Below are 21,349 nucleotides of genomic sequence, written 5' to 3' on the forward strand. Positions count from 1 at the left end.
GTTTATTGTTTAGCTTAAGAAAAACCCAATGCATGCATTGGGTTTTTTGTATTTAAGACTTGGCAATTATATTGATATTATTAATGTGATTACTGCTTGCTGTCGAGTGTATTTTGATCAGATTTTACATTAACTAAACGAGGAAGATTCTTCTTCGTACTCGGGATATTGTTCAGGTATGGGCCAGGGTGAAGCGTTTCTGGCCAATTTAATAGCATCATGGCAAGTACATTTCTGTGTTCGCCAGAGGATAAGTCTGATCTACCCTTGGGTGATGGTATCATTTGAGTTTCTGGATTATATGCCGCAATGATGTGCTTTTTAACTTTTTGAGTGACGTTGTGATTGCTATGCCCCGTTATTAGGAAACTAATTCCCACTTCTGTACTGATATCTTCTGTAGTGTCGGCGATAATTTTATCTAGGTTTTTTTCAAAATAATCTAAGATCCATTGAAACTCTTTCGGTTCAACTTCATTTTGATAATATCCGCTGGCAGCAAAAATAAAATGGGTCATGCCATAAATCTTATTTTTGTACTGTGCCTTTGAAAGTGTCGCATCTTTACTATCAGGATAAGTATTAATAAACGCCGTTTTGTAGGCCTGGTAATAATCGCCTACACCGATTTGCTTAGCCCAATATACATAGTTAATCAGTTGCGCAGCCCATGACTCAATCATCTTATTGTCGGTAAAGGAGGCTGTAAAATCATGCGCCTTTAAGGTGCTGAATAGCAAATCATGGCAAGGACCCGTAAAACCAAACTCATCTATACGGCTTGAAAAACGCAATAAGTCAGTAAATAACATGAATTTTGGATAAGGAGCAATAGCTTCTTTACGTGCTAAACCTCTCGCTTTATGACCTAACAGACTCGCTGCCAATGCTGACTCATCATCAATGAAGTGCGGTTTATTGAGATTACAGGCAAAATAAGCTTGTGATTCAGCTATGGTGAGTAAATCAATTAACGCACCATTAGCGTACTTGGGATCACCTGTCATGCGGAATTGACGAATAGCGTAATGGCCTTGAACTCTTGGAGGTAAAGTATAAAGATTAGTTTCGAGATTGGTTTTGATTTGCTGGTAAACTTGTTCATCGGTTAAGTTATGAGTCTGTTTTAGGTATGATTCTTTAGCAAATAAACTACTGCTTAATAGTACAGCGGATAATACAAAAAACGAGAGTGTTTTACTCTTGCTTAGTGCCAACATAATTGATTCTCCATAATAGATGTTCAAAATCCATTGGCTGTTTAAATACGGCAGACAATTGATCATAAAGACTTTGATGATGTTCATTCACAACGATGACATCAAATATAGCCTTGGCTTGGCTGCTGGAAAGTGATTCATTGTAGATTAACTGCGCCAGTGTTTGTTGCCACAGCAGAAGATAATAACTAATCCCTTGATTAGCAATAGCAAGATAACTAAATATTGCATCAGAAGCCGATAAATAGGGCACACCAAAGCTGTCTTCAAAGGATTGAGACAACATTCGGTTCAAAATTGGCTGGTATAACTCAAACTTAGATAGGTCTTGTTGTTGGTAAAAGAGTAGCGCAACTTTGGAGCGAAAGACCAGCTGTTGTTTCTTAAATGAATTAATGAGTTTGGCCCTAGGGTGTTGTTGATGATCTAGTTTTAAATTTGATGTTAACCATGTTGCTAACCAATAAGTACCTAACTGCTGATTTAGTGGCGAAATATTCTGTTGATTAACATAGTAAAATTGACTTCCCTTTGCTAACTGATTGACGATATCGCTTAGGGCAAATATTAGGTCATCATACTGTTTTACCTTGGTTAATTCAAAAGGCACATTTAAAGCATATTGGCCTAATTGTTGTCCTACTACAGACTGCTTTATAGTGAAATAGTCAACGTTTACTGCTTGGGCTGCTTCGCCTGTATTGATATCCAGAAAAATTTCACCTAATAATCTTTTTTTATGCCAAACGCGATAAATATCGGTGGTATTTGCGCTTGTTGGAAGTCGTTCAAAATCTAAACTAAATAGGGATAGCTGCTCAAATACCGTGTCAATGAAATGCGCAGTGGTTTGAATCTCGGTTGTAATTTTGGGTTGTTTTTTTAATGCTTGTGGTAAATCCCAAGGTGCAACTTGGATGTTTTCTGTTTGGCTGTTTAAAAATAGAGATAATTGTTCAACAGTTAACCCACTGTTTTTTAATTGGAAGTCAGCAGAGTCAGCAAATCCATTTTCTTTTGCCTGTTTAGTTTTAATTTTATGAATAACAAGTAAATTTGTTTGATTAACCTCTTTCGCTCGTCCTTGATAAGCTAACCAAGCTTGTTGTCTGCATGATGATTTCGGTTGTAATAACAGGTAACGAGCAACATTCTGTGCAGTAGTCGAGATATTATTAATAGATTTTTTTGTTGATTCAGAGGCTGTCTCAAGTGCACATTCTGCGTTTGCCTCGAATAGATATTGCTGTCTTAGGTTGTATTCTATGCTTGTTTGTAAACCATGTAGCATAGATTTAACGTCAACATTGAGCTTGGCATTTTTTAATTGTTGAATACTGGTTAGATACCAATAATAAGGCTGTTGATGTGGCGATAATTTGAAGCTGGCTTTGTCAGCTTGTAATAATTGTGGATCAATTTGATTAAGTAACCATGAGAGTTCATCGGCTAAATGAACTTGGCACATCAGCAGATTCTGCTGATATTCTGTTTGTTGAGTCAAGCGGCGATAGTAATTATTGCGATCATTTAAATTATTCAGTGACAGAAGCGACGATTCAAATGCAACTAATTCATTTAACGATACTGATTGCGTTAGGGGAGGATAAGGTGTTTTGCTTGATGATTGCCAGGCATTAGGAATTGCAACCTGACTTTCGGCATCAAATTGTAAACATTGATCTACAAACAGGCTTAAAGGATTGGCCACGGCGAGTGCCGTGGCCAATAAATTAAAACTTAGGCTGATCGCAAAAATGCTTTTTCGCATATTCTACACGTTGGTCAACTGACATTGTCGCGCCTTTTAAAGACTCTACGTGTTTAAGGCGGGGGAGAATGCCTTTACCATTTGCTATTTGAATGGTTAAACCTGGACGAGCATTAAGCTCTAACAGCAAGGGGCCACGATTTTTATCTAATACCATGTCGGTCCCAAGGTAGCCCATTTCACACATTTCATAGGCTCTAGAAGCTGTATGAAGTAGCGTTTCCCAATGCGGCACTTGAATGTCGGATAAAGGGAAGTGAGTATCAGGATGTTTATCTACCGGCACGTCAAATTGAACCGCGTGTAAACTTTTGCCAGTGGCAATATCTAATCCAATACCCACAGCACCTTGGTGCAAGTTAGCTTTACCGTCAGAGGCTGCAGTTGAACAACGCAGCATACCCATGACAGGGAACCCTTTAAACACGATTAATCGTATATCAGGCACACCTTCGTAACTCACACCGTTGAATACGGGATCAAATACAATTAAGCCTTCCACAATGGCAACATCGGGTCTGCCACCCAGTGAAAATAAACCGCTTAATGTATTTGAAACATGACGATATATTTCGTTAGGGGTTACTTCATCGCCATTTGCCTTGTAATAACGGCCATTGTCAACTCTAGTAATCACCAGGATCCCTTTACCGCCAGACCCTTTAGCGGGTTTGATAACAAAACCGCTTCTATCAATTACCATCGCAGGTATCAGTTCAATATCATGTTGTTCTTGAACAACACCAATTAAATCGGGTACAGCAATGCCATTTGCTAATGCAAGCTGCTTGGTAATTAACTTATCGTCCACACGTTTGTAGTGCTTACGTGGATTGTATCTACCTATATAACCGATGTTTCGCTTGTTCATGTTCAGCACGCCTGCGCGGCTTAATTCCCAAGGCCAGGCATACTTCATTACTTCTCTCCCACTAAGGGTTTAAAGCGCTTTAACTCGGTTAAACGGTAGCCAGTGTATTGTCCCATTACAAGCACTAAACCTAAGATAACCAAATGTATACCTAGGAAGTTAAACACCCAGTGTTGTACTAATTCACTGCTCATAGCGAGGTAAGCTATGGTTGCAACAAACAAACTGCCACCACCTGAAATGAACACTTTTTTAGGGCCTTCTTCTTCCCACAAAATTGACATACGCTCGATTGTCCACGCTAAAATGATCATTGGGAAAAAGGTCACAGTTAACCCTTCACTTAAACCTAATTTAAATGAGATTAAGGTGAACAGGCCGATGATGAAGATCACCACAATAATCACCGCGGATATTCGGGATATCAACAATAAATTTAAGGTTGAGAGGTAGGAGCGGATCATTAATCCGAATGCGACAATCAATAAGAAACCAATTAAACCCGTTAGTAGGGTGGTTTGAATAAAGGCCATCGCAATTAATACTGGCATAAAAGTACCAGATGTTTTAATACCGACAATCACGCGAAGGAAAACAACCACCATCACACCGATAGGGATCAATAATATACCTTTAAATAAGCTTTGCTCCTCAAGTGGAAGTTGGTACAAAGAAAAATCTAATGCGTCATCAGTCATCATCATATCAATCGATGTGGCTAATGCGGAGCGCGTATCTTGTAACATTGAGAAGCTAACTTGTGAGCTACGACCGCCCATAACTTCTAAAACAGAGCCACCAGCATATTCCCATAATACAAGATTACCGTCTCTGCCTTGCTTGTTGTTAACAACATCAAACAAGTGCCATAAACCATCTTGATAAACTTGCACATAAGTCGTTAATGTTTGACGACGACGTTGATCTTCTAATACTAAGCCACTGACATTTCGTGCTGGAACGCCTTTAGTGTGTAGCATTTGTAAGAATAATTTGGTCGAAGTGTTAGTCGATAGCAATAACGACATATTTTGACTTTGATTTTTATCGTGGATCAAATCCAACAATTGCTTTGCAAAAGATAAATTGGTCGCACTGCGAAGCCAAACTTCTTCTACAATTTGTTCTGCAGCGGCCTTTTCTGTTGCAGGCCAAAGATAAACTTCAGTGTCAGTGGGTTCTTGTTCAGATTTGATTTCTAATTTGCCTGTTGGCACTAGTGTGACACGGTAAAATAAAGACTGTGGTCCGGATGCTTCTCTAATCGACCAAATCGCTTTGCGATTTTGCTCTTCAGTAATAGTTAAACCGTAACCTGGTGAGGTTGTGTTTTCGACTAGAATGTCAAACGCGGGATCATTAGGTAATGAAAATTGCACTTCTGCAGGCTGGTTACGGCCACTAAAGCTGACTTTTGCATCAATTGCCCAACTTTGAACCTGTTCACCCGGCAAAAATGGCACATTATGCTCAATACCACGATAGATGCTGGCACCAATACCGACAAAAAACAGTAAAAATACAAATATATAAAACGGTTTACGAGAGTGCATTTTGTCGCCTATTTAATAAGTGTGGTCACTTGGTTTTTATCTTTACCGTGAATGTAGATTTGACCTACATCAACGATGGCAATATCTTTCATAAACTTACGGCCAAGAAGTAGTGGGTAATCTAAATGGCTTCTGTCAGTTAAATTTAAATCAGTTTCAGCTGAATATTGACCAATTTTTAGATGCGCATGAATAACAGGGCGGCGGTCATCTTCACTAGTAGCATCTTGTTTGATGCGGACAAAGCGTTCAACTTTTGACTCGAAAGTATTTCCTGCTTTGTCTGGGCCATTAGTCATTACATCATATCTCACCCATTCTTCGCCATTCCGTTCAAAAAGGACAATGTTTCGAGCATCTAATGAAGATGACTCAGCTCCGGTATCGATACGGGTAGCGAATGTTGTTTTAACTTCATCCATATAAACACTTTCAGCTTCACCTAGTAAGAATTTCTCACCAATGAGAGATTCAGGACATTGTGACGGCACTGCTACAGGTCTAGGTGCTGGAGCAACTACAGGCGCAACTGCGAGCTTTTGCGACTGTGCCATTGCTTCGCTGACTTGTGTCTTTAACTTACGTAACTCGATCGATAATCCAGTAATATCGTCAGATTGTTTGCTGCATTGGTCATTAAAAGCGGTAATAATTTGTGCTTGGGATGTTTGCAGCGTGCTGTTTAAATCAGCATTTGAGATTGATGGTGCATGGGAATGCTGGGTTGCTGTGCAACCTGAAACAATCAATACTGCAATAGTTAGTGCAAGTGCCTGCTTAAACATGTCAATTCCTGTTGAATATTATGAGTTAAATTAAATCTAAATTGGGTTGGTTTTTAGTCGCAATAATAATGGCTCTTTTCGGTGCAGGGTAGCCTTCAACCGTTAAGCTCACATCATTTGGGTCAAGATAATCAACAAGCGATTCATTTTTCATCCAAGTTGTGCTGCGTTGTTCTGCTAATGAAGTGATATCGACGTCAACGCATCTGACGTTGGTAAATTCACACTTTTCTAGCCACAGAATTAATGCAGCCACTGAAGGTAAAAACCACACATTATTCATTTTGCCATATCTGTCTTTAGGGACAAGTACCGCGTTTTCATCACCATCTATAACTAACGTTTCGATTACGAGCTCTCCTCCCATTCTCAATTGGTCACGTAACTGCATAATGTGATCAATCGGCGAGCGACGATGGTAAAGTACGCCCATGGAAAATACCGTATCAAAAGCATCTAAAGGTGGAAGTTCTTCAATACCTAATGGTAATAAATAAATTGGGTGTTGGTTACCCGCTAATCTTTTTACTGCCTCAAATTGACATAAGAATAACGGAGAAGGGTCTATTCCCACAACGCATTTTGCGCCTTCACCAAACATACGCCACATATGGTAGCCACTTCCACAGCCAACATCTAATACAGTTCGATTTTTTAAAGGTGATATATGTGGCTTAACTCTATCCCATTTCCAATCACTTCGCCATTCTGTATCAATTTCAATGCCATGGATAGAGAAGGGACCTTTGCGCCACGGTTGAAATACGCCGAGTAAATTAGTCAGTTTTTCTGTCTGACCATCAGTAAGCTGTTTGCCACTCCCAATGGTAACATTTGAGGTGAACTCAACTAGATCTGGTGTGGGATAATGCAGTTTATTGAGCACTTTTTCCCATTTGGGTAAGTTGCCATGTTTGTGTTCACGCTGCCAATTACCCAGAATAGACGGTAGCGTTTCTAACCAATGTTGCAAATTAGAATCTGCTATTTCTTTATAAAATGCGCTAAAGCTTATCATTTAATCGCCACCATCGATGCAAAATTGAAACATTGAAACCACACATTAAAGTGTTGAAAGCCACATTTTTCAAAGCGATGTTGATGATGGCTGAGTGTATCTGGGCGCATCACATTTTCAAGTGCACTTCTTTTTTGGCTTATTTCTAACTCACTGTAGCCATTTGCACGTTTAAAATCTAAATGATGTTTATCAAGTAATACTTGTATGGTTTCATCATCAAAACGTAACTTTTCAGAGATAACCAGAATACCACCAGGTAGCATACCCTGATATATTTTGTTAATTAACGTGTCACGATCGGCTATTGGCAGAAATTGTAGGGTAAAATTTAACACCACCATAGAAGCATTTTTAAATTCAATGTCCCTAATATCACCGCAAACAAGTTCTACATCCGTATCACTGACATAGGCTAAAAGGTTTTCACTACAACGTTCTATCATCGATTGACTGTTATCAACGGCAACAATTTTACATTGACGTTGTTCAATTTGGCGCCGAATACTTAATGTTGCAGCTCCAAGCGAACAGCCAAGGTCGTAAACAGTGGAGTTTTTGGTGACATAAGTACTAGCAAAGTCACCAATAGTATTAATGATTTGACCATATCCAGGAACAGATCGACGTATCATGTCGTTAAACACGCCAGCGACTTTTTGATCAAATACAAAATCAGCAACTTTATTAGTTGCTGAGGCATAAATATTATCTAATTCTGAGTGCATGTGATAACAGGTTTTAAAATTCTAAGCACATTTTAGCTAATCATAGTGATGACCAGCAAGTACTGGTTAAAAATATATTAAATTTTATTATCTTGTGTGTGATGTCTTATTTGACGTTTTATGTAAAAACCTTGCTAAACTGGCCGTTAACAAGGCAATATTTATTAGAATTATGACGCAACCTGAGGTAAATTACGATCTTAGGGATGTTCAATTTTTGTTAACTATTAGTGGAATATAATCAACAAGCATTGCTTTATATCCGTTAATAGTGATTAGTATATCTAGTAGATAGGGATGACACTTGAAATTAATCGTCGGATTACTCTTCTGTTTAGTAATCAGTACTGCCAATATAGTTTTTGCAAGCTCACAAGATACCGCCGTTGCAGAGGGAACATTGAAAATTGTAATGGGAGAGGATTCTTATCCATTTCAATATGTAGACGAAAATCAGCATGCTGCAGGTATCTTAGTTGATCTTTGGCGAGAGTGGGCACTTGTTACAGATACTAAAGTTGAATTCCTTATACAGAATTGGCAACAATCTTTGGACCAGCTCCAGTCGGGTGATGCCGATATACATATCGGCATGGCATCTAATGCTTCTAGACAAACTTTGTTTGATTTCTCCAATCCAATTACATCGTTGCAAACCTATTTATTTATTCATAAAACGATTGGTAAAAAGCATCAGTTATCTGATTTAGTGCCTTATAAAATAGGTATTGTAAATGGTTCATCCCATGAACAAACACTTCTAGCTGTTAATCCAAACTTTAATTTTCAAAAATATAGTAGCAGAGAAGCATTACTTGTTGGAGCGATGAACGGCGAGGTGCTGGTCTTTGCTGGAATTGAAGGCTATCAACGAGATATGGCATTAGAGCAAAATATTGCTAATGACTATTATAGTTCAGCAAGGATCCCGATAGCGAAGGTAGATCTCGTTGCAGCAGTTAGAAATGGTAAAGCTCAGTTACTGGCTAAAATTAATCAAGGTTTCGAAAAAGTTGATGTTGAACAAATTAAACGAATTGAGCGGCGTTGGTTAGGTTATAACCGACAGAATGCTGGACTACTTATTGCCATGCAAAGCAATGTTGAGCCTTTCGTTGATATCGGTAATGACGGATTACCCCACGGGTTATTTGTTGATTTATGGAATCTCTGGTCAAGCAAAAGTGGCATTAGTATTGATTTTGTTGTTGGCGATATGAACAGCTCTATTGCAGATATTAAGCGTGGTTTTGCTGATGTTCATATTGGGTATCCTGAAAGCAATGAAATGAACACTGGTCTCAAACAAGCTTGGCATATCACGTCAGTGAAGAGCCGTTTTTTCAGTTTAAAAAAGAACATAGCTGATTTAAATACACTTAAAAATATTCGAATCGGCGTGTTTCCTACCGCGCCTTATATTTCTGAAATCCACAATTTATACCCAAATGCACAATTACGTTTTTATGAATCGACAGAGTTGATGGTTGACGCTGCGCTTAAAGGTGACATTATTGGTTTTATAGCCTCTTCTGCCACCACGTCTCATTATTTACTCGGCAGCAAGCTTTGGGCTGATTTTACTCAATATATTAATATTGAGTTCTCAACTGATATTTATAGCTTGATCCGCCCGGAAGACAGTGGCTTAGAGGAGAGAATCCGCGCTGGATTTGAATTAATTTCTCCCGAAGAACGCCTGCAAATAGAACGAAAATGGCTTATTAATCCTGATGATCGATATTTTTCAGGGCAGCATCAAAACATTGTCTTATCCAGTCAAGATAAAACATACTTATCGAGTCTGGGCGCGATCAAAATGGGTTACGTCAAAGATTGGCGTCCGATGGAGTTTCAAGGTAAAAATGGCGAGTTTTTAGGGGTTAACTCTGATATTAAGTCTTTATTTGTTAATCACTTGGGTATGTCAGTTATCCCTGTTGCATTTGAAACCTTTGATAAAATGATGCAGCAACTGCGCAGTGGTGAGATTCAATTAGTGGCCAGTTTGGCCTCTAACAGTGAGCGTGATAATACCATTTTATTTAGTGATCCCTATTGGCCTTCACCTTGGGCTGTGGCCAGTGATTTAACTCAACCGCCAATTTTTAATATCAATCAATTAGACAATAAAACGATTGCTGTTGTCGAAGGCTATCAGTTAATTGATCAATTAAATCAACAACTCCCCAAGTTGAAATTAGTATTAGTCCCTGATACACGTGCAGGCCTAAATGCTGTGGTGAGTGGGACTGCGGACATGTTTGTTGAAAAAGTAACCTCATTGGCTGATTCACTTAAAAATGGCGATTACCCTAGTTTAAAACTGTCTTTACTTGCGGATTTAGCTGATCAACAGAGTAGGATTGGTATATTTTCGGGCCTTGAGGAGCTGGTGCCACTTATTAATCGGGTGATTGGTACAATTGATAAAGCAGCTCAACAACAACTTTATCAAAAGTGGAACGATGTTAAATTAAATACCGACGATCTGTTTTACCAGCGTTGGATGAATTCTCTTATTATCGGGCTTTTGGTAGTAAGTGCGATAACTGTAATGGTTTTAGTGGTCAATCGTCGATTAAAATTAGAGATTCACCGTCGCGAACATGCCGAAGAGAAATTAGTGTTTTTGGCAAATCATGACAGTGTGACGGGATTAGCTAATCGTACATTAATCGATAAACTGATAATTATCGCAATTGAGACCCATCAAAAAACTCACTCAAAGTTTGCAATATTGTTTATTGATTTGGATGGCTTCAAAATTGTTAACGATGTTCATGGCCATGCCATAGGTGATCTTCTCTTAGCACAAGTTGCTGAGGTATTTAAATCGCTTGTCAAAGATACTGACTCTGTTGCTCGTTTCGGTGGGGATGAATTTATTATTTTAATCAATCAATTAGAAAAAGTTGATGATGCAAAAAAACTGGCGAGTTCGTTACTTAATAGCTTGTCTCAAATTGATAACATTGAAGGTAAATCAATTCAAATATCCGCCAGTATTGGTATTGCAATGTACCCACATGATGGCGTAATAGCAGAGGAATTAATGAAGCATTCTGATTTTTTGATGTACCAAGCTAAAAGAGTGGGTGGTCATCAATATCGAACAAATCATTAAAGTAGAGCATCCCAGTATGTGGCTAATATCGCAGTCGTTTATATTGGAATCTGCAATATACCGAGACATTTTTTTTCAAGCCGACTTAGAGTGTTGTTTTTTTATTCAGTTGATGACAAATAATCACTTCTACTCTGGTCAATTAACTCATTCTCCTTGATACTGCCTTTTTTATTCTGATAACGGCATATCGCCTGATTATTCTTAATGATGCCCGCTATTTTAGCTATTTAATTTATAAAAACTAACGCCGCGTAATATAGGCTCAATTAGGATTAATAAATTGTGCTTGAGACGAGCATCTTAGGTTTGTTTGGGTATATAATGGCGTTTTTATCATTTTTGATATGCGAACGTTTGCTTTGCTAAAATCGCTTTTATTTAAAGGATAGAGTTCAATGCGTAGCCATTATTGTGGAGACATTAATAAGTCTCATTTAGGTCAAGAAGTTACCTTAGTAGGTTGGGTTAATCGTAGCCGTGATTTAGGCGGAGTGGTTTTCTTCGATTTACGTGATCGTGAAGGGTTAATTCAAGTTGTTTACGATCCTGACTTAAAAGACGTATTTGATATCGCCAGTACCTTGCGCGGTGAATTTTGTGTCCAAGTAACTGGCTTAGTCCGTGCTCGTCCAGACAGCCAAGTTAATGCGCAAATGAAAACAGGTGAAATTGAAATCTTAGGTAAAGGCTTAACGATTATCAATGCATCTGCGCCATTACCACTTAGCATGGATAATTATCAAAATAATAGTGAAGAACAACGTTTAAAATATCGCTATCTTGATTTACGTCGTCCTGAAATGGCTGAACGGATCGTATTCCGCGCCAAAGTCACCAGTTATGTGCGTAACTTTCTCGACACCAATGGCTTTTTAGACATTGAAACGCCAATATTGACCAAGGCAACGCCAGAAGGTGCACGAGATTATTTAGTCCCAAGTCGTACGTATAAAGGTCAATTTTTTGCATTACCACAGTCACCACAGCTATTTAAACAGTTATTGATGATGTCAGGTTTTGACCGTTATTATCAAATCGTGAAATGTTTCCGTGATGAAGATTTACGTGCTGATCGTCAACCTGAATTTACTCAAATTGATATCGAAACATCTTTCATGACATCAGAGCAAGTGATGGAAAAAACTGAGCAAATGATGCGCGGTTTATTTCAAGACTTATTAAATGTTGATTTAGGTGATTTTCCAAGAATGACGTATGCAGATGCAATGCGCCGTTTTGGGTCAGATAAGCCAGATTTACGAAATCCTCTTGAATTAGTCGATATTGCCGATTTAGTTAAAAACGTTGAGTTTGCAGTCTTTAACGGTCCAGCAAATGATATAGAAGGTCGTGTTACGGCGCTTCGCATTCCTACTGGTGCTTCGTTATCACGTAAACAAATCGATGATTACACCAAATTCGCCGGTATTTATGGTGCCAAAGGGTTAGCTTGGATGAAGCTAAATGATGTAGATGCTGGTATGGACGGTATTCAATCACCCGTGCTTAAATTCTTAAATGAAGACATCGTTAAGCAAATCATTGACCGTACAGGCGCTCAAACAGGTGACATCATTTTATTTGGTGCAGATAAAGCAAATGTTGTGGCAGAAGCCTTGGGTGCACTTCGCTTAAAAGCGGGTGAAGACTTTAACTTATTACAAGGGCAATGGCGTCCATTATGGGTTGTTGACTTCCCAATGTTTGAAAAGGTTGAAGGCGGCTTACACGCAGTGCATCATCCATTTACCGCGCCACGAGGTGTGAACGCAGAGCAATTAAAACTTGATCCTGCTAACACAGTATCTGATGCTTACGATATGGTATTAAACGGTTGTGAGTTAGGCGGCGGTTCAGTGCGTATTCATAATGCTGAAATGCAAAGTACCGTGTTTGATTTATTAGGTATCGAGAAAGATGAGGCTAAAGAAAAATTTGGTTTCTTATTAGAAGCTTTACGATATGGTACGCCTCCTCATGCAGGTTTAGCGTTTGGTTTAGATCGCATCATCATGCTAATGACTGGTGCAAGTTCTATTCGTGATGTGATGGCGTTCCCTAAAACGACCACTGCGGCGTGTCCTTTGACTAATGCCCCTGGTTTTGCTAACCCACAGCAATTAATCGAATTAGGTATTCAAGTGATTGAGAAGCCTAAAGCTGACGCAGAATAATCAATTGTTAAGCTAAGTTTTACCTACATTCCGAGGCTTATGCCTCGGTCTGTGTTTATGGCACCCTATTTTTGGTGGCCAACAGGCTTTCATCAAGCAGTAAATGATTATTTTAAAAGCGGTAGCGTTACAAAAAAATATAAAGGAGTTTTCATGGCAGGACATAGTAAATGGGCCAATATTAAACACCGTAAAGCGGCACAAGATGCTAAACGCGGCAAGTTATTTACTAAGTTTATTCGAGAGTTGACCGTTGCGTCGCGTGAAGGTGGGTCAGACCCTGACGCTAACCCACGACTCAGAGCAGCCATTGATAAAGCCTTATCAAATAATATGACCCGTGACACTGTTGAGCGCGCGGTAAAACGAGGCGCCGGTGAAATCGAAGGGCAGCAACTAGAAACTATCATCTATGAAGGTTATGGTCCTGGTGGCAGTGCCGTGATGGTTGAAACCATGACAGATAACAGAAATCGTACCGTATCAGGTGTTCGCAATGCTTTTAGTAAGAATGGTGGTAATTTAGGCACAGATGGTTCTGTGGCATATTTGTTTAGTAAGCTTGGAGTCATTTCATATTCAGAAGGCTTAGACGAAGATAGCGTGATGGATGTAGCGATAGAGTCTGGTGCTGATGATGTTATTGTCAATGATGATGGTACTATTGATGTTTATACGTCACCAAACGCGTTTGGCAAAGTAAAAGATGCATTAGATAAAGCTAAATTTATCAGTAACAATGCAGAGGTCACTATGGTGCCATCAACCAAAGCCGAACTTGACCTTGAAAATGCCGAACAATTTTTAAGATTAATCGATACATTAGAAGATCATGATGATGTACAAGAAGTGTATCATAACGCTGATATAAGTAATGATGTGATGGAACAATTAGGCTAACTCAATTAATGGCAATTATTTTAGGTGTTGACCCAGGCTCACGGATCACCGGTTATGGTGTAATAAAATGTGTGGGTAGACAACAGCAGTATTTAGGCAGTGGTTGTATTCGTACACAATCTGATGAACTTTCCCTTAGGTTACAGCAGATTTATGCTGGGTTATCTGAAATTATTAGACAATATCAACCCGATGAATTTGCCATTGAACGTGTATTTATGGCGAAAAATGCAGACTCAGCACTAAAGCTAGGCCAGGCACGCGGTGCCGCTATTGTGGCTGCAACATGTGCAGACCTACCCGTTGCAGAATACAGTGCAACACAAATAAAAAGTGCAGTGGTAGGCACAGGCAGAGCGCAAAAAACGCAAGTGCAGCATATGATTACTCAATTATTGAAATTACCCGCAGCGCCGCAAGCTGATGCGGCAGATGCTCTGGCTGTGGCGATATGTCATTATCACACTAGCCAAAGCCTAGTGGCATTAAGCGGCCGTGCAAATACAAGAACATATGGAAGATACAAATGATTGGTCGTTTGAATGGCATTTTAGTTGAAAAACATGCCCCAGAAATCGTCATCGATGTTAATGGCGTAGGTTATGAGCTTCAAGTACCGTTAACCAGTTTTTATGAGTTACCTGAACTTAATCAACCCGCGATGGTGTATACCCATTTTGTGGTGCGTGAAGATGCGCAATTATTATACGGTTTTATTACTAAACAAGAGCGCGCGTTATTTCGTTTGTTAATCAAAACCAATGGTGTTGGCCCTAAATTGGCACTCACCATTTTATCGGGCATGAATGCGGGTGAGTTTGTTGCTTGCGTTGAGCGGGATGATATTGCCACTTTAGTTAAATTACCCGGTGTCGGTAAGAAAACCGCAGAGCGCTTGATTGTTGAAATGCGGGATAAGCTAAGATCTTTACTTGAAGCATCGGTAGGATCAGAGCGCGAATTTGTGCTGCAATCAAATTACTCCCCAGTTCCTGCTGCTGAAAGTGCTGAAGAAGATGCCATTTCAGCTTTAATATCATTAGGTTATAAGCCAGCTCAAGCCAGCAAAGCTGTTTCAGCTAATTTCAAGCTTGGGATGACATCAGAAGTACTGATAAAAGCGGCACTCAAGTCGATGCTTTAAGGTAAAAGGACAGTAACACCATGATTGAAGCGGATCGATTAATACAGCCTGAAATTCAAATTCACGATGAAGTCGTCGACAGGGCTATGCGGCCTAAGATGCTTGATGAGTATACCGGGCAAGATGATACTCGAGCACAGCTAAAAGTATTTATTCAAGCAGCACTTAATCGAAAAGAAGCGCTTGATCATATGCTTATATTTGGTCCTCCAGGGTTAGGCAAAACCACTTTGGCAATGATTGTTGCTAATGAGATGGGCGTTAATATTAAATCAACCTCTGGGCCTGTTTTAGAAAAAGCGGGCGACTTAGCTGCTTTGTTGACTAATTTAGAAGAGGGCGATGTGCTTTTTATTGATGAAATACATCGTCTGAGCCCGGTAGTTGAAGAAATTTTATATCCAGCCTTAGAAGATTATCAACTCGATATAATGATTGGTGAAGGGCCTGCCGCGCGTTCGATTAAATTAGATTTACCACCCTTTACATTGGTTGGTGCAACAACTAGAGCTGGTGCATTAACATCTCCACTGCGAGCTCGTTTTGGTATTCCGTTACGTCTTGAATTTTATAATGTGGCAGATTTAACCACGATTGTGACTCGCTCAGCTAACGTGATGAACTTGTCTATTGCCCCTGAAGGCGCGGTTGAAATTGCACGGCGCTCCCGCGGAACACCTCGAATTGCAAACCGTCTATTACGCCGAGTAAGAGATTACGCTGAAGTGAAACATGATGGTGTTGTTACTAAGGAAGTGGCAGAGCAAGCGCTTGATTTGCTTGATGTCGACCTTGAAGGTTTTGATTATTTAGATAGAAAGCTGTTGTTAGCAATTATAGATAAATTTATGGGGGGACCTGTAGGGCTTGATAACCTTGCAGCCGCAATTGGAGAGGATAGAGATACCATTGAAGATGTCCTAGAGCCCTTTCTCATTCAACAAGGGTTTATCCAGCGCACACCTCGAGGTCGTATTGCGACTCAAAGGGCTTATCAGCACTTTAATATAATCAAACCAGAATAGTTGAATTAGCGACTAAATATATAAGGGCACTTAGGTGCCCTTAAATTTATTATAAGATTTCTGGATGTATTAGTTCTGATTTTTATCGTTAATTAATATTTGTTACTTTAATGTTCTTTGATAGTAATTCAAACCACAATTTTTTATTAAATAGCCATCTAAGCCATCTAAATTCTGTAACTAAATTTTTATACTATTCGGTGTGCAGAGAGAAAATAAGACATAATAGTACAGATCCCAATTGTTTATCTTATTGAAGTAAATGATAGGTTATGCCGGTAGAATATTTTTAAATTAAGCGGTATTGACTGTTGAAACCTTAATAAAAAATACTTATTAATTACTAGATACCATTAAATAAAGTAAACCTAAAGTATTACTCCTGTATTTCTAATGAGCTATGTCATTTATACAAGTACAATGTGCCTATTTTAGATTTTTAACCTCCTTTAAAATCAAGTATAGATAATGTAGTTAATCAAAGAGTGTAGTTGCATCTAGGTATTCGAAATCAACTTTCATAGCTAAAGCTAATACAATCAGTTGGATAGGTTTTTTATATTGTCCTGCTCTCTATTAATTTAGCGCTATTTAGCACAAAGTAATTACTCTAAAGATAGCTCAGTATGACTCATTTTATGGTGATTAAGTTTATTTTTGTGTTTGATTGCAAATAAGAAAATGTCTGATATATTTAATTCCAGACGTTATATAAATTTTATTGAATGATTGGTTTATTAGTGCTTTATAGTTAATGAAAGCAACCATTTTAATCAAATTAGATATCTTGGAAGGCATCAGGTTTTTCGTCAAAAATATAACCGACAGAGTAACAGGGAGTGTTATGCGTACAGAGGTTCATATCTACCCAATAGTACTTGGCGTTCTTGGTAGCATACTTTTGTTATCATTTTCCCCAGTGTCCCTCGTTACCATCATCAGTGCTTTATTTCTTACTGGGTTAGGTTTGTTGTTTGGCCACTGGACACGTCAAACGTTAAGTTCAATTAACACACAACTTGTTGAACTTAAATCTCAAGTTAATACTCAAATCGAAACGAATAAAATAATCAATAACACAGATAAACTCTGCTTAGCAGTGTTCCCTATCTGGAGTCGACAAATAGAAACAACACGCAAACAAACAGAAACAGCAACTACAGAGTTAGCCAACAATTTTAGCTTGTTAGTTGAAAGTTTAAGCCAAGCTTTTCCGTCCCATTCAAGTTCAAATAGTGAACAAGATAACACGATAGAGAAAACGTTTTCTTTCTCAGAAAAAGCGCTGAATAGTGTTATGGCCTCCTTGCAAGCAACACAACATGATAGAGCAGCAATCTTGGATGAAGTTAGAATGTTAACGACTTACACTGATGAGTTAAAAAAGATGGCTACTGAAGTTGATGCTATTGCAGGACAGACAAATTTACTGGCTTTGAATGCCGCTATTGAAGCGGCTAGAGCGGGTGAAGCGGGCAGAGGCTTTGCCGTAGTAGCCGATGAAGTGAGAAAATTATCGTCATTGTCCAGTGCAACCGGCAGAAATATGACCGAAAAAGTTAATGTCATTAATGGTGCAGTTAATGGCGCATTTGCGGTGGCAGAAAAAGCCACTAAGGATGATGATGGCATCATGGAACGTGCGGAAAAATCAATTAAAGAAGTGCTGGCTAGCTTTACAATTACTGTTGAAGAGTTAGCTGATTCTAAACAGGCCATGCAACAAGAAGGGCAAAAAATACAACAAGAAATATCTGAAATGTTAGTGTCTCTTCAGTTTCAAGACCGAACTAGCCAAATTTTGACACAAGTTAACAACAGTATTGATGAACTGACTGTGACCATGGCTCATGCACATGAAAATAAGCAAATTGGCAAAGAGTTTACTGACAAAGATCTCAGTCATTGGCTTACTAATATGGAAAAGGGTTATGCCATGCTTGATCAAAGAATGAATCATAACTCAGGTAGGCAAAAATTGGATGTCATGGAAGAGATAACCTTCTTTTAATCTTAAAATACTAACTAAACAACATCGGAAATTATAAAAAACACAGGGAAGAACTAATGGCTAAAACAATTATGATAGTAGATGATTCCGCAAGTTTAAGGCAGGTTGTCAGTATTACCCTTAAAGGGGCGGGCTATAATACAGTGGAAGCTTGCGATGGTGTCGATGCACTAAAAAAACTTGCTGGTGCGCAAATTAACCTAATCATCAGTGATGTTAATATGCCAAACATGGACGGTATTAGCATGGTAAAAGAAGTTAAAAAACTCCCCGCACATAAATTTACTCCCATCATAATGCTTACCACGGAGTCTCAGGCAGACAAAAAATCTGAGGGTCAAGCAGCCGGCGCAAGAGCCTGGGTTGTTAAACCTTTTCAGCCACAACAAATGCTCGCTGCTGTAGCTAAGTTAATATAACTATTCGCTTTTTATCCAAGTGATTAAAAGGATTTAATGACTATGCTGACTTTCACAAAAACAGATTTAGGGGCCCGAGCCTATATTGAGGGCCCAATGACTATTCACAACGCGCTAGACTTAAAAACTCAATTTATTGACGCCTTAAATACTGGCCAAGATCTTGAGTTAAATCTGGCGGCTGTGACCGAAATCGATGCGGCAGGATTACAACTTTTGATAATGGCAAAGCAACAACAAACTTTAACACAGCATGAGCTTACTTTGGTAAGCCATAGTGCGGCTGTATTAGAAGCTATTGAAATTATGGGATTAATCAGTTGGTTCAATGACCCTGTGGTGATTACTAGACAATAACGTTGTCAGTGTAATTATTAAGAAATTAATAAGGATATTGTCATGGATGAATTCGAACAAGTATTGGGTTTGTATATTTCAGAAAGTAGAGAGTTACTTGACGAAATGGAGTCTCTTTTACTTAATTTAGAACATGAAGAAAACCAGAGTGAAAGTCTTAATGGTATTTTTCGTGCTGCACATACAATTAAAGGCTCGGCCGGAATTTTCTCGCTCGATGCTGTAGTTCACTTCACACATGGCGTAGAAAGTTTGCTTGATAAAATGCGGGATGGAAAAATTCCCTCTAATTCTGAGTTAACTTCTTTATTGTTAGACTGTAAAGATCACATAAGCTTACTTATAGATAATGTCGAATACAAAACAGCCTTATCAGAGCATGATGAGCTTAATGGTAGAGCATTACTTCAAACGCTAGTTATTGTTGTTAAGCAGGGGGGACCGATGGCGCAGAAGAGTCGGCAACTATCAATACTCGGCTGACAACAACTCAAGCAGTTGAAAGGGAGGATAGCCCCCAAGTTAAAAGTGATAATTGGCATATTTCAGTACGTTATCATCCAGATTCATTCCGCTTCGGTATGGATCCTTTAGCTATTTTACGTTATCTGGCTACCCTAGGGGCAATAGAGTCAATTACCTCGTTATTTCCCAACTTACCTCCTGCCTCCGAGATGGATCCTGAAACCTGTTATTTAGGTTACGAAATTAACTTTAATAGCCAAGCTGACAAACTTGAAATTGAAGGTGCCTTTGAATTTATTCGCGAAGATAGTCAAGTGCATATATTACCTCCGAGTAGTCGTGTAAGTGATTATATTGCTCTTATAAAGGCACTGCCTGAGCAAGATTTTCAATTAGGCGATATTTTAGTCCAGTCAGGCTCATTAACGCCTAATGAACTTGAATATGCTTTAGGGCTTCAAAGAGATCTCAAAAATCAGTCAATTAATGTTCCGCTAGGATCGATTGTTGTAAATAACGGTTTGACGCCACAACCTGTACTTGAAACAGCAATTGCTAAACAAAATCAGATTCGTGACGGGAAAACAAAGGAAATTCAATCGGTAAGAGTCGATGCAGATAAACTTGACCAATTGATAAATTTGGTAGGAGAACTTGTAATAGCGGGTGCAGGCTCTAGTTTGCACGCACATAGTTCCGGTGATCGGATCTTAATTGAATCTTTTTCCATGTTAACTCGTTTGGTAGAAGAAGTACGTGATGCTGCTTTACAGCTTCGGATGGTACAGATTGGTGCCACATTTACGCGTTTTCAACGGGTGGTTCGTGATGTAGCAAAAGAATTAGGCAAAGATATTGAACTAGTGATAACCGGAGCTGAAACTGAATTAGATAAAACGGTTGTTGAGAAAATTAGCGACCCGTTAATGCACTTAATTAGAAACTCTATGGATCATGGCATTGAAGCACCAGATGTGCGTATTCAAAAACAAAAAGATCCCAAGGGCAGGCTCACTCTTAATGCTTATCATGATTCAGGCATGATAGTCATCGAAGTTTCTGACGATGGTGCTGGTCTTAATTATGAAAAAATTCTCAAGAAAGCTCAAGAAAAGGGTTTAATTACTGAGGGAGAAAGCCTAGATGTTCAGGAAGTGAATAATCTGATTTTCGAACCGGGTTTTTCCACTGCTGAAGCGGTAACTAATTTGTCAGGCCGTGGTGTAGGCATGGATGTGGTAAAACGCAATATTACCGCGCTAAGGGGAACGGTGGAAGTGCAAAGTATTCTTGGTCAAGGAGCAACATTTAGCATTCGTCTACCGCTGACGCTGGCCATTATTGATGGTTTCCTAGTCGAAATTGAAAAATCATCCTTTGTAATACCGCTCAACATGGTGCTTGAGTGTGTTGAGTTGAACGAAGCTAACTCGGACATTTCCCCTAATTCACAGCAAAGTTATATCAACCTAAGGGGAGAAGTATTGCCCTTTATTAGACTTAGGCGTTTGTTCAATTTAGGCGGGCGTCCACCTAAACGAGAAAATGTAATCGTAATTTCTTACCTTGGCAACAAAGTAGGGTTGGCGGTCGATAAACTAGTAGGGGAGTTTCAAACTGTTATTAAGCCCTTAGGTAACATATTTAGTCATATACAAGGAATAAGTGGTTCAACTGTGCTGGGCAGTGGCGAAGTTGCGCTAATCCTTGACGTGCCTAACTTAGTACAAAAGATACTAACAACTGAATCAGCCAAAGCCCTTTATAGCCAAGCTTGA

General features: G+C 39.0%; 18 protein-coding genes. 11 read left to right on the forward strand and 7 right to left on the reverse strand.

The window, feature by feature from the left end; all coding sequences use genetic code 11:
• Positions 1-89: 89 nt before the first annotated feature.
• From ACRWP9_RS11185 to cmoA, 7 genes are read right to left on the reverse strand one after another with little or no spacing between them, the layout of a single operon-like run.
• On the reverse strand, positions 90-1,220 hold the full coding sequence (locus ACRWP9_RS11185) for a DUF3541 domain-containing protein (RefSeq protein WP_434926081.1): 1,131 nt from the start codon (positions 1,218-1,220) through the stop codon (positions 90-92).
• Positions 1,198-2,991 (reverse strand): hypothetical protein, encoded by a 1,794-nt coding sequence (locus ACRWP9_RS11190; RefSeq protein ID WP_434926082.1) that lies wholly within the window; start codon positions 2,989-2,991, stop codon positions 1,198-1,200. Before ACRWP9_RS11190 ends, ACRWP9_RS11185 begins: the two co-directional genes overlap by 23 nt.
• Complete coding sequence (locus ACRWP9_RS11195) at positions 2,954-3,910, reverse strand: alpha-L-glutamate ligase-like protein (protein WP_434926083.1); 957 nt, start codon at positions 3,908-3,910, stop codon at positions 2,954-2,956. Before ACRWP9_RS11195 ends, ACRWP9_RS11190 begins: the two co-directional genes overlap by 38 nt.
• On the reverse strand, positions 3,910-5,415 hold the full coding sequence (locus ACRWP9_RS11200; RefSeq protein ID WP_434926084.1) for an inactive transglutaminase family protein: 1,506 nt from the start codon (positions 5,413-5,415) through the stop codon (positions 3,910-3,912). Before ACRWP9_RS11200 ends, ACRWP9_RS11195 begins: the two co-directional genes overlap by 1 nt.
• An 8-nt stretch (positions 5,416-5,423) precedes the next feature.
• Positions 5,424-6,200, reverse strand: coding sequence for an ATP-dependent zinc protease family protein (locus ACRWP9_RS11205; protein ID WP_434926085.1), 777 nt, complete (start codon positions 6,198-6,200; stop codon positions 5,424-5,426).
• A gap of 25 nt (positions 6,201-6,225) precedes the next feature.
• Complete coding sequence (gene cmoB / locus ACRWP9_RS11210; RefSeq protein ID WP_434926086.1) at positions 6,226-7,218, reverse strand: tRNA 5-methoxyuridine(34)/uridine 5-oxyacetic acid(34) synthase CmoB; 993 nt, start codon at positions 7,216-7,218, stop codon at positions 6,226-6,228.
• Positions 7,215-7,946: a carboxy-S-adenosyl-L-methionine synthase CmoA gene (cmoA, locus tag ACRWP9_RS11215; RefSeq protein WP_434926087.1), complete on the reverse strand. Its 732-nt coding sequence runs from the start codon at positions 7,944-7,946 to the stop codon at positions 7,215-7,217. The genes cmoB and cmoA overlap by 4 nt, the downstream gene beginning before the upstream one ends.
• Before the next feature lie 304 nt (positions 7,947-8,250).
• Here cmoA and ACRWP9_RS11220 point away from each other — a divergent pair, with 304 nt between their 5' ends.
• The 11 genes from ACRWP9_RS11220 (at position 8,251) to ACRWP9_RS11270 (ending at position 21,349) form a co-directional block, all read left to right on the forward strand.
• On the forward strand, positions 8,251-11,073 hold the full coding sequence (locus tag ACRWP9_RS11220; protein WP_434926088.1) for a transporter substrate-binding domain-containing protein: 2,823 nt from the start codon (positions 8,251-8,253) through the stop codon (positions 11,071-11,073).
• A gap of 398 nt (positions 11,074-11,471) precedes the next feature.
• Complete coding sequence (gene aspS / locus ACRWP9_RS11225) at positions 11,472-13,250, forward strand: aspartate--tRNA ligase (RefSeq protein WP_434926089.1); 1,779 nt, start codon at positions 11,472-11,474, stop codon at positions 13,248-13,250.
• 153 nt (positions 13,251-13,403) lie between these two features.
• Positions 13,404-14,150 (forward strand): YebC/PmpR family DNA-binding transcriptional regulator, encoded by a 747-nt coding sequence (locus tag ACRWP9_RS11230; protein ID WP_434926090.1) that lies wholly within the window; start codon positions 13,404-13,406, stop codon positions 14,148-14,150.
• A gap of 8 nt (positions 14,151-14,158) precedes the next feature.
• A complete protein-coding gene (gene ruvC, locus ACRWP9_RS11235; RefSeq protein ID WP_434926091.1) occupies positions 14,159-14,680 on the forward strand; it encodes a crossover junction endodeoxyribonuclease RuvC in 522 nt (173 codons plus the stop codon).
• Positions 14,677-15,294 (forward strand): Holliday junction branch migration protein RuvA, encoded by a 618-nt coding sequence (gene ruvA, locus ACRWP9_RS11240; protein WP_434926092.1) that lies wholly within the window; start codon positions 14,677-14,679, stop codon positions 15,292-15,294. Before ruvC ends, ruvA begins: the two co-directional genes overlap by 4 nt.
• A 20-nt stretch (positions 15,295-15,314) precedes the next feature.
• Complete coding sequence (gene ruvB / locus ACRWP9_RS11245) at positions 15,315-16,319, forward strand: Holliday junction branch migration DNA helicase RuvB (protein ID WP_434926093.1); 1,005 nt, start codon at positions 15,315-15,317, stop codon at positions 16,317-16,319.
• Positions 16,320-17,163: 844 nt separating this feature from the next.
• Positions 17,164-18,330, forward strand: a complete 1,167-nt coding sequence (locus ACRWP9_RS11250) for a methyl-accepting chemotaxis protein (protein ID WP_434926094.1) — start codon at positions 17,164-17,166, stop codon at positions 18,328-18,330.
• A gap of 56 nt (positions 18,331-18,386) precedes the next feature.
• Complete coding sequence (locus tag ACRWP9_RS11255; protein WP_434926095.1) at positions 18,387-18,749, forward strand: response regulator; 363 nt, start codon at positions 18,387-18,389, stop codon at positions 18,747-18,749.
• A 42-nt stretch (positions 18,750-18,791) separates the two neighbouring features.
• Entirely contained in the window at positions 18,792-19,106 is a 315-nt protein-coding gene (locus tag ACRWP9_RS11260) for an STAS domain-containing protein (RefSeq protein WP_434926096.1), read from the forward strand.
• Between the two features lie 42 nt (positions 19,107-19,148).
• A complete protein-coding gene (locus ACRWP9_RS11265; RefSeq protein ID WP_434926097.1) occupies positions 19,149-19,589 on the forward strand; it encodes an Hpt domain-containing protein in 441 nt (146 codons plus the stop codon).
• Between the two features lie 191 nt (positions 19,590-19,780).
• Positions 19,781-21,349 carry a chemotaxis protein CheA gene (locus ACRWP9_RS11270; protein ID WP_434926098.1) on the forward strand — a complete coding sequence of 523 codons (1,569 nt, stop codon included), beginning with the start codon at positions 19,781-19,783 and terminating at the stop codon, positions 21,347-21,349.

The organism is Shewanella sp. HL-SH2, from assembly GCF_051164935.1.
GTDB classification, from domain to species: domain Bacteria; phylum Pseudomonadota; class Gammaproteobacteria; order Enterobacterales; family Shewanellaceae; genus Shewanella; species Shewanella glacialimarina.

Excerpts from the sequence above, each read along its gene's own strand:
- ruvA (WP_434926092.1), top strand. The coding sequence starts at position 14,677 with ATGATTGGTCGTTTGAATGGCATTTTAGTTGAAAAACATGCCCCAGAA.
- ACRWP9_RS11205 (WP_434926085.1), bottom strand. The coding sequence starts at position 6,200 with ATGTTTAAGCAGGCACTTGCACTAACTATTGCAGTATTGATTGTTTCA.
- ruvC (WP_434926091.1), top strand. The coding sequence starts at position 14,159 with ATGGCAATTATTTTAGGTGTTGACCCAGGCTCACGGATCACCGGTTAT.
- ruvB (WP_434926093.1), top strand. The coding sequence starts at position 15,315 with ATGATTGAAGCGGATCGATTAATACAGCCTGAAATTCAAATTCACGAT.
- ACRWP9_RS11185 (WP_434926081.1), bottom strand. The coding sequence starts at position 1,220 with ATGTTGGCACTAAGCAAGAGTAAAACACTCTCGTTTTTTGTATTATCC.
- ACRWP9_RS11195 (WP_434926083.1), bottom strand. The coding sequence starts at position 3,910 with ATGAAGTATGCCTGGCCTTGGGAATTAAGCCGCGCAGGCGTGCTGAAC.
- cmoA (WP_434926087.1), bottom strand. The coding sequence starts at position 7,946 with ATGCACTCAGAATTAGATAATATTTATGCCTCAGCAACTAATAAAGTT.
- ACRWP9_RS11265 (WP_434926097.1), top strand. The coding sequence starts at position 19,149 with ATGGATGAATTCGAACAAGTATTGGGTTTGTATATTTCAGAAAGTAGA.
- ACRWP9_RS11190 (WP_434926082.1), bottom strand. The coding sequence starts at position 2,991 with ATGCGAAAAAGCATTTTTGCGATCAGCCTAAGTTTTAATTTATTGGCC.
- ACRWP9_RS11260 (WP_434926096.1), top strand. The coding sequence starts at position 18,792 with ATGCTGACTTTCACAAAAACAGATTTAGGGGCCCGAGCCTATATTGAG.
- ACRWP9_RS11270 (WP_434926098.1), top strand. The coding sequence starts at position 19,781 with ATGGATCCTGAAACCTGTTATTTAGGTTACGAAATTAACTTTAATAGC.
- ACRWP9_RS11255 (WP_434926095.1), top strand. The coding sequence starts at position 18,387 with ATGGCTAAAACAATTATGATAGTAGATGATTCCGCAAGTTTAAGGCAG.
- ACRWP9_RS11230 (WP_434926090.1), top strand. The coding sequence starts at position 13,404 with ATGGCAGGACATAGTAAATGGGCCAATATTAAACACCGTAAAGCGGCA.
- aspS (WP_434926089.1), top strand. The coding sequence starts at position 11,472 with ATGCGTAGCCATTATTGTGGAGACATTAATAAGTCTCATTTAGGTCAA.
- cmoB (WP_434926086.1), bottom strand. The coding sequence starts at position 7,218 with ATGATAAGCTTTAGCGCATTTTATAAAGAAATAGCAGATTCTAATTTG.
- ACRWP9_RS11250 (WP_434926094.1), top strand. The coding sequence starts at position 17,164 with ATGCGTACAGAGGTTCATATCTACCCAATAGTACTTGGCGTTCTTGGT.
- ACRWP9_RS11200 (WP_434926084.1), bottom strand. The coding sequence starts at position 5,415 with ATGCACTCTCGTAAACCGTTTTATATATTTGTATTTTTACTGTTTTTT.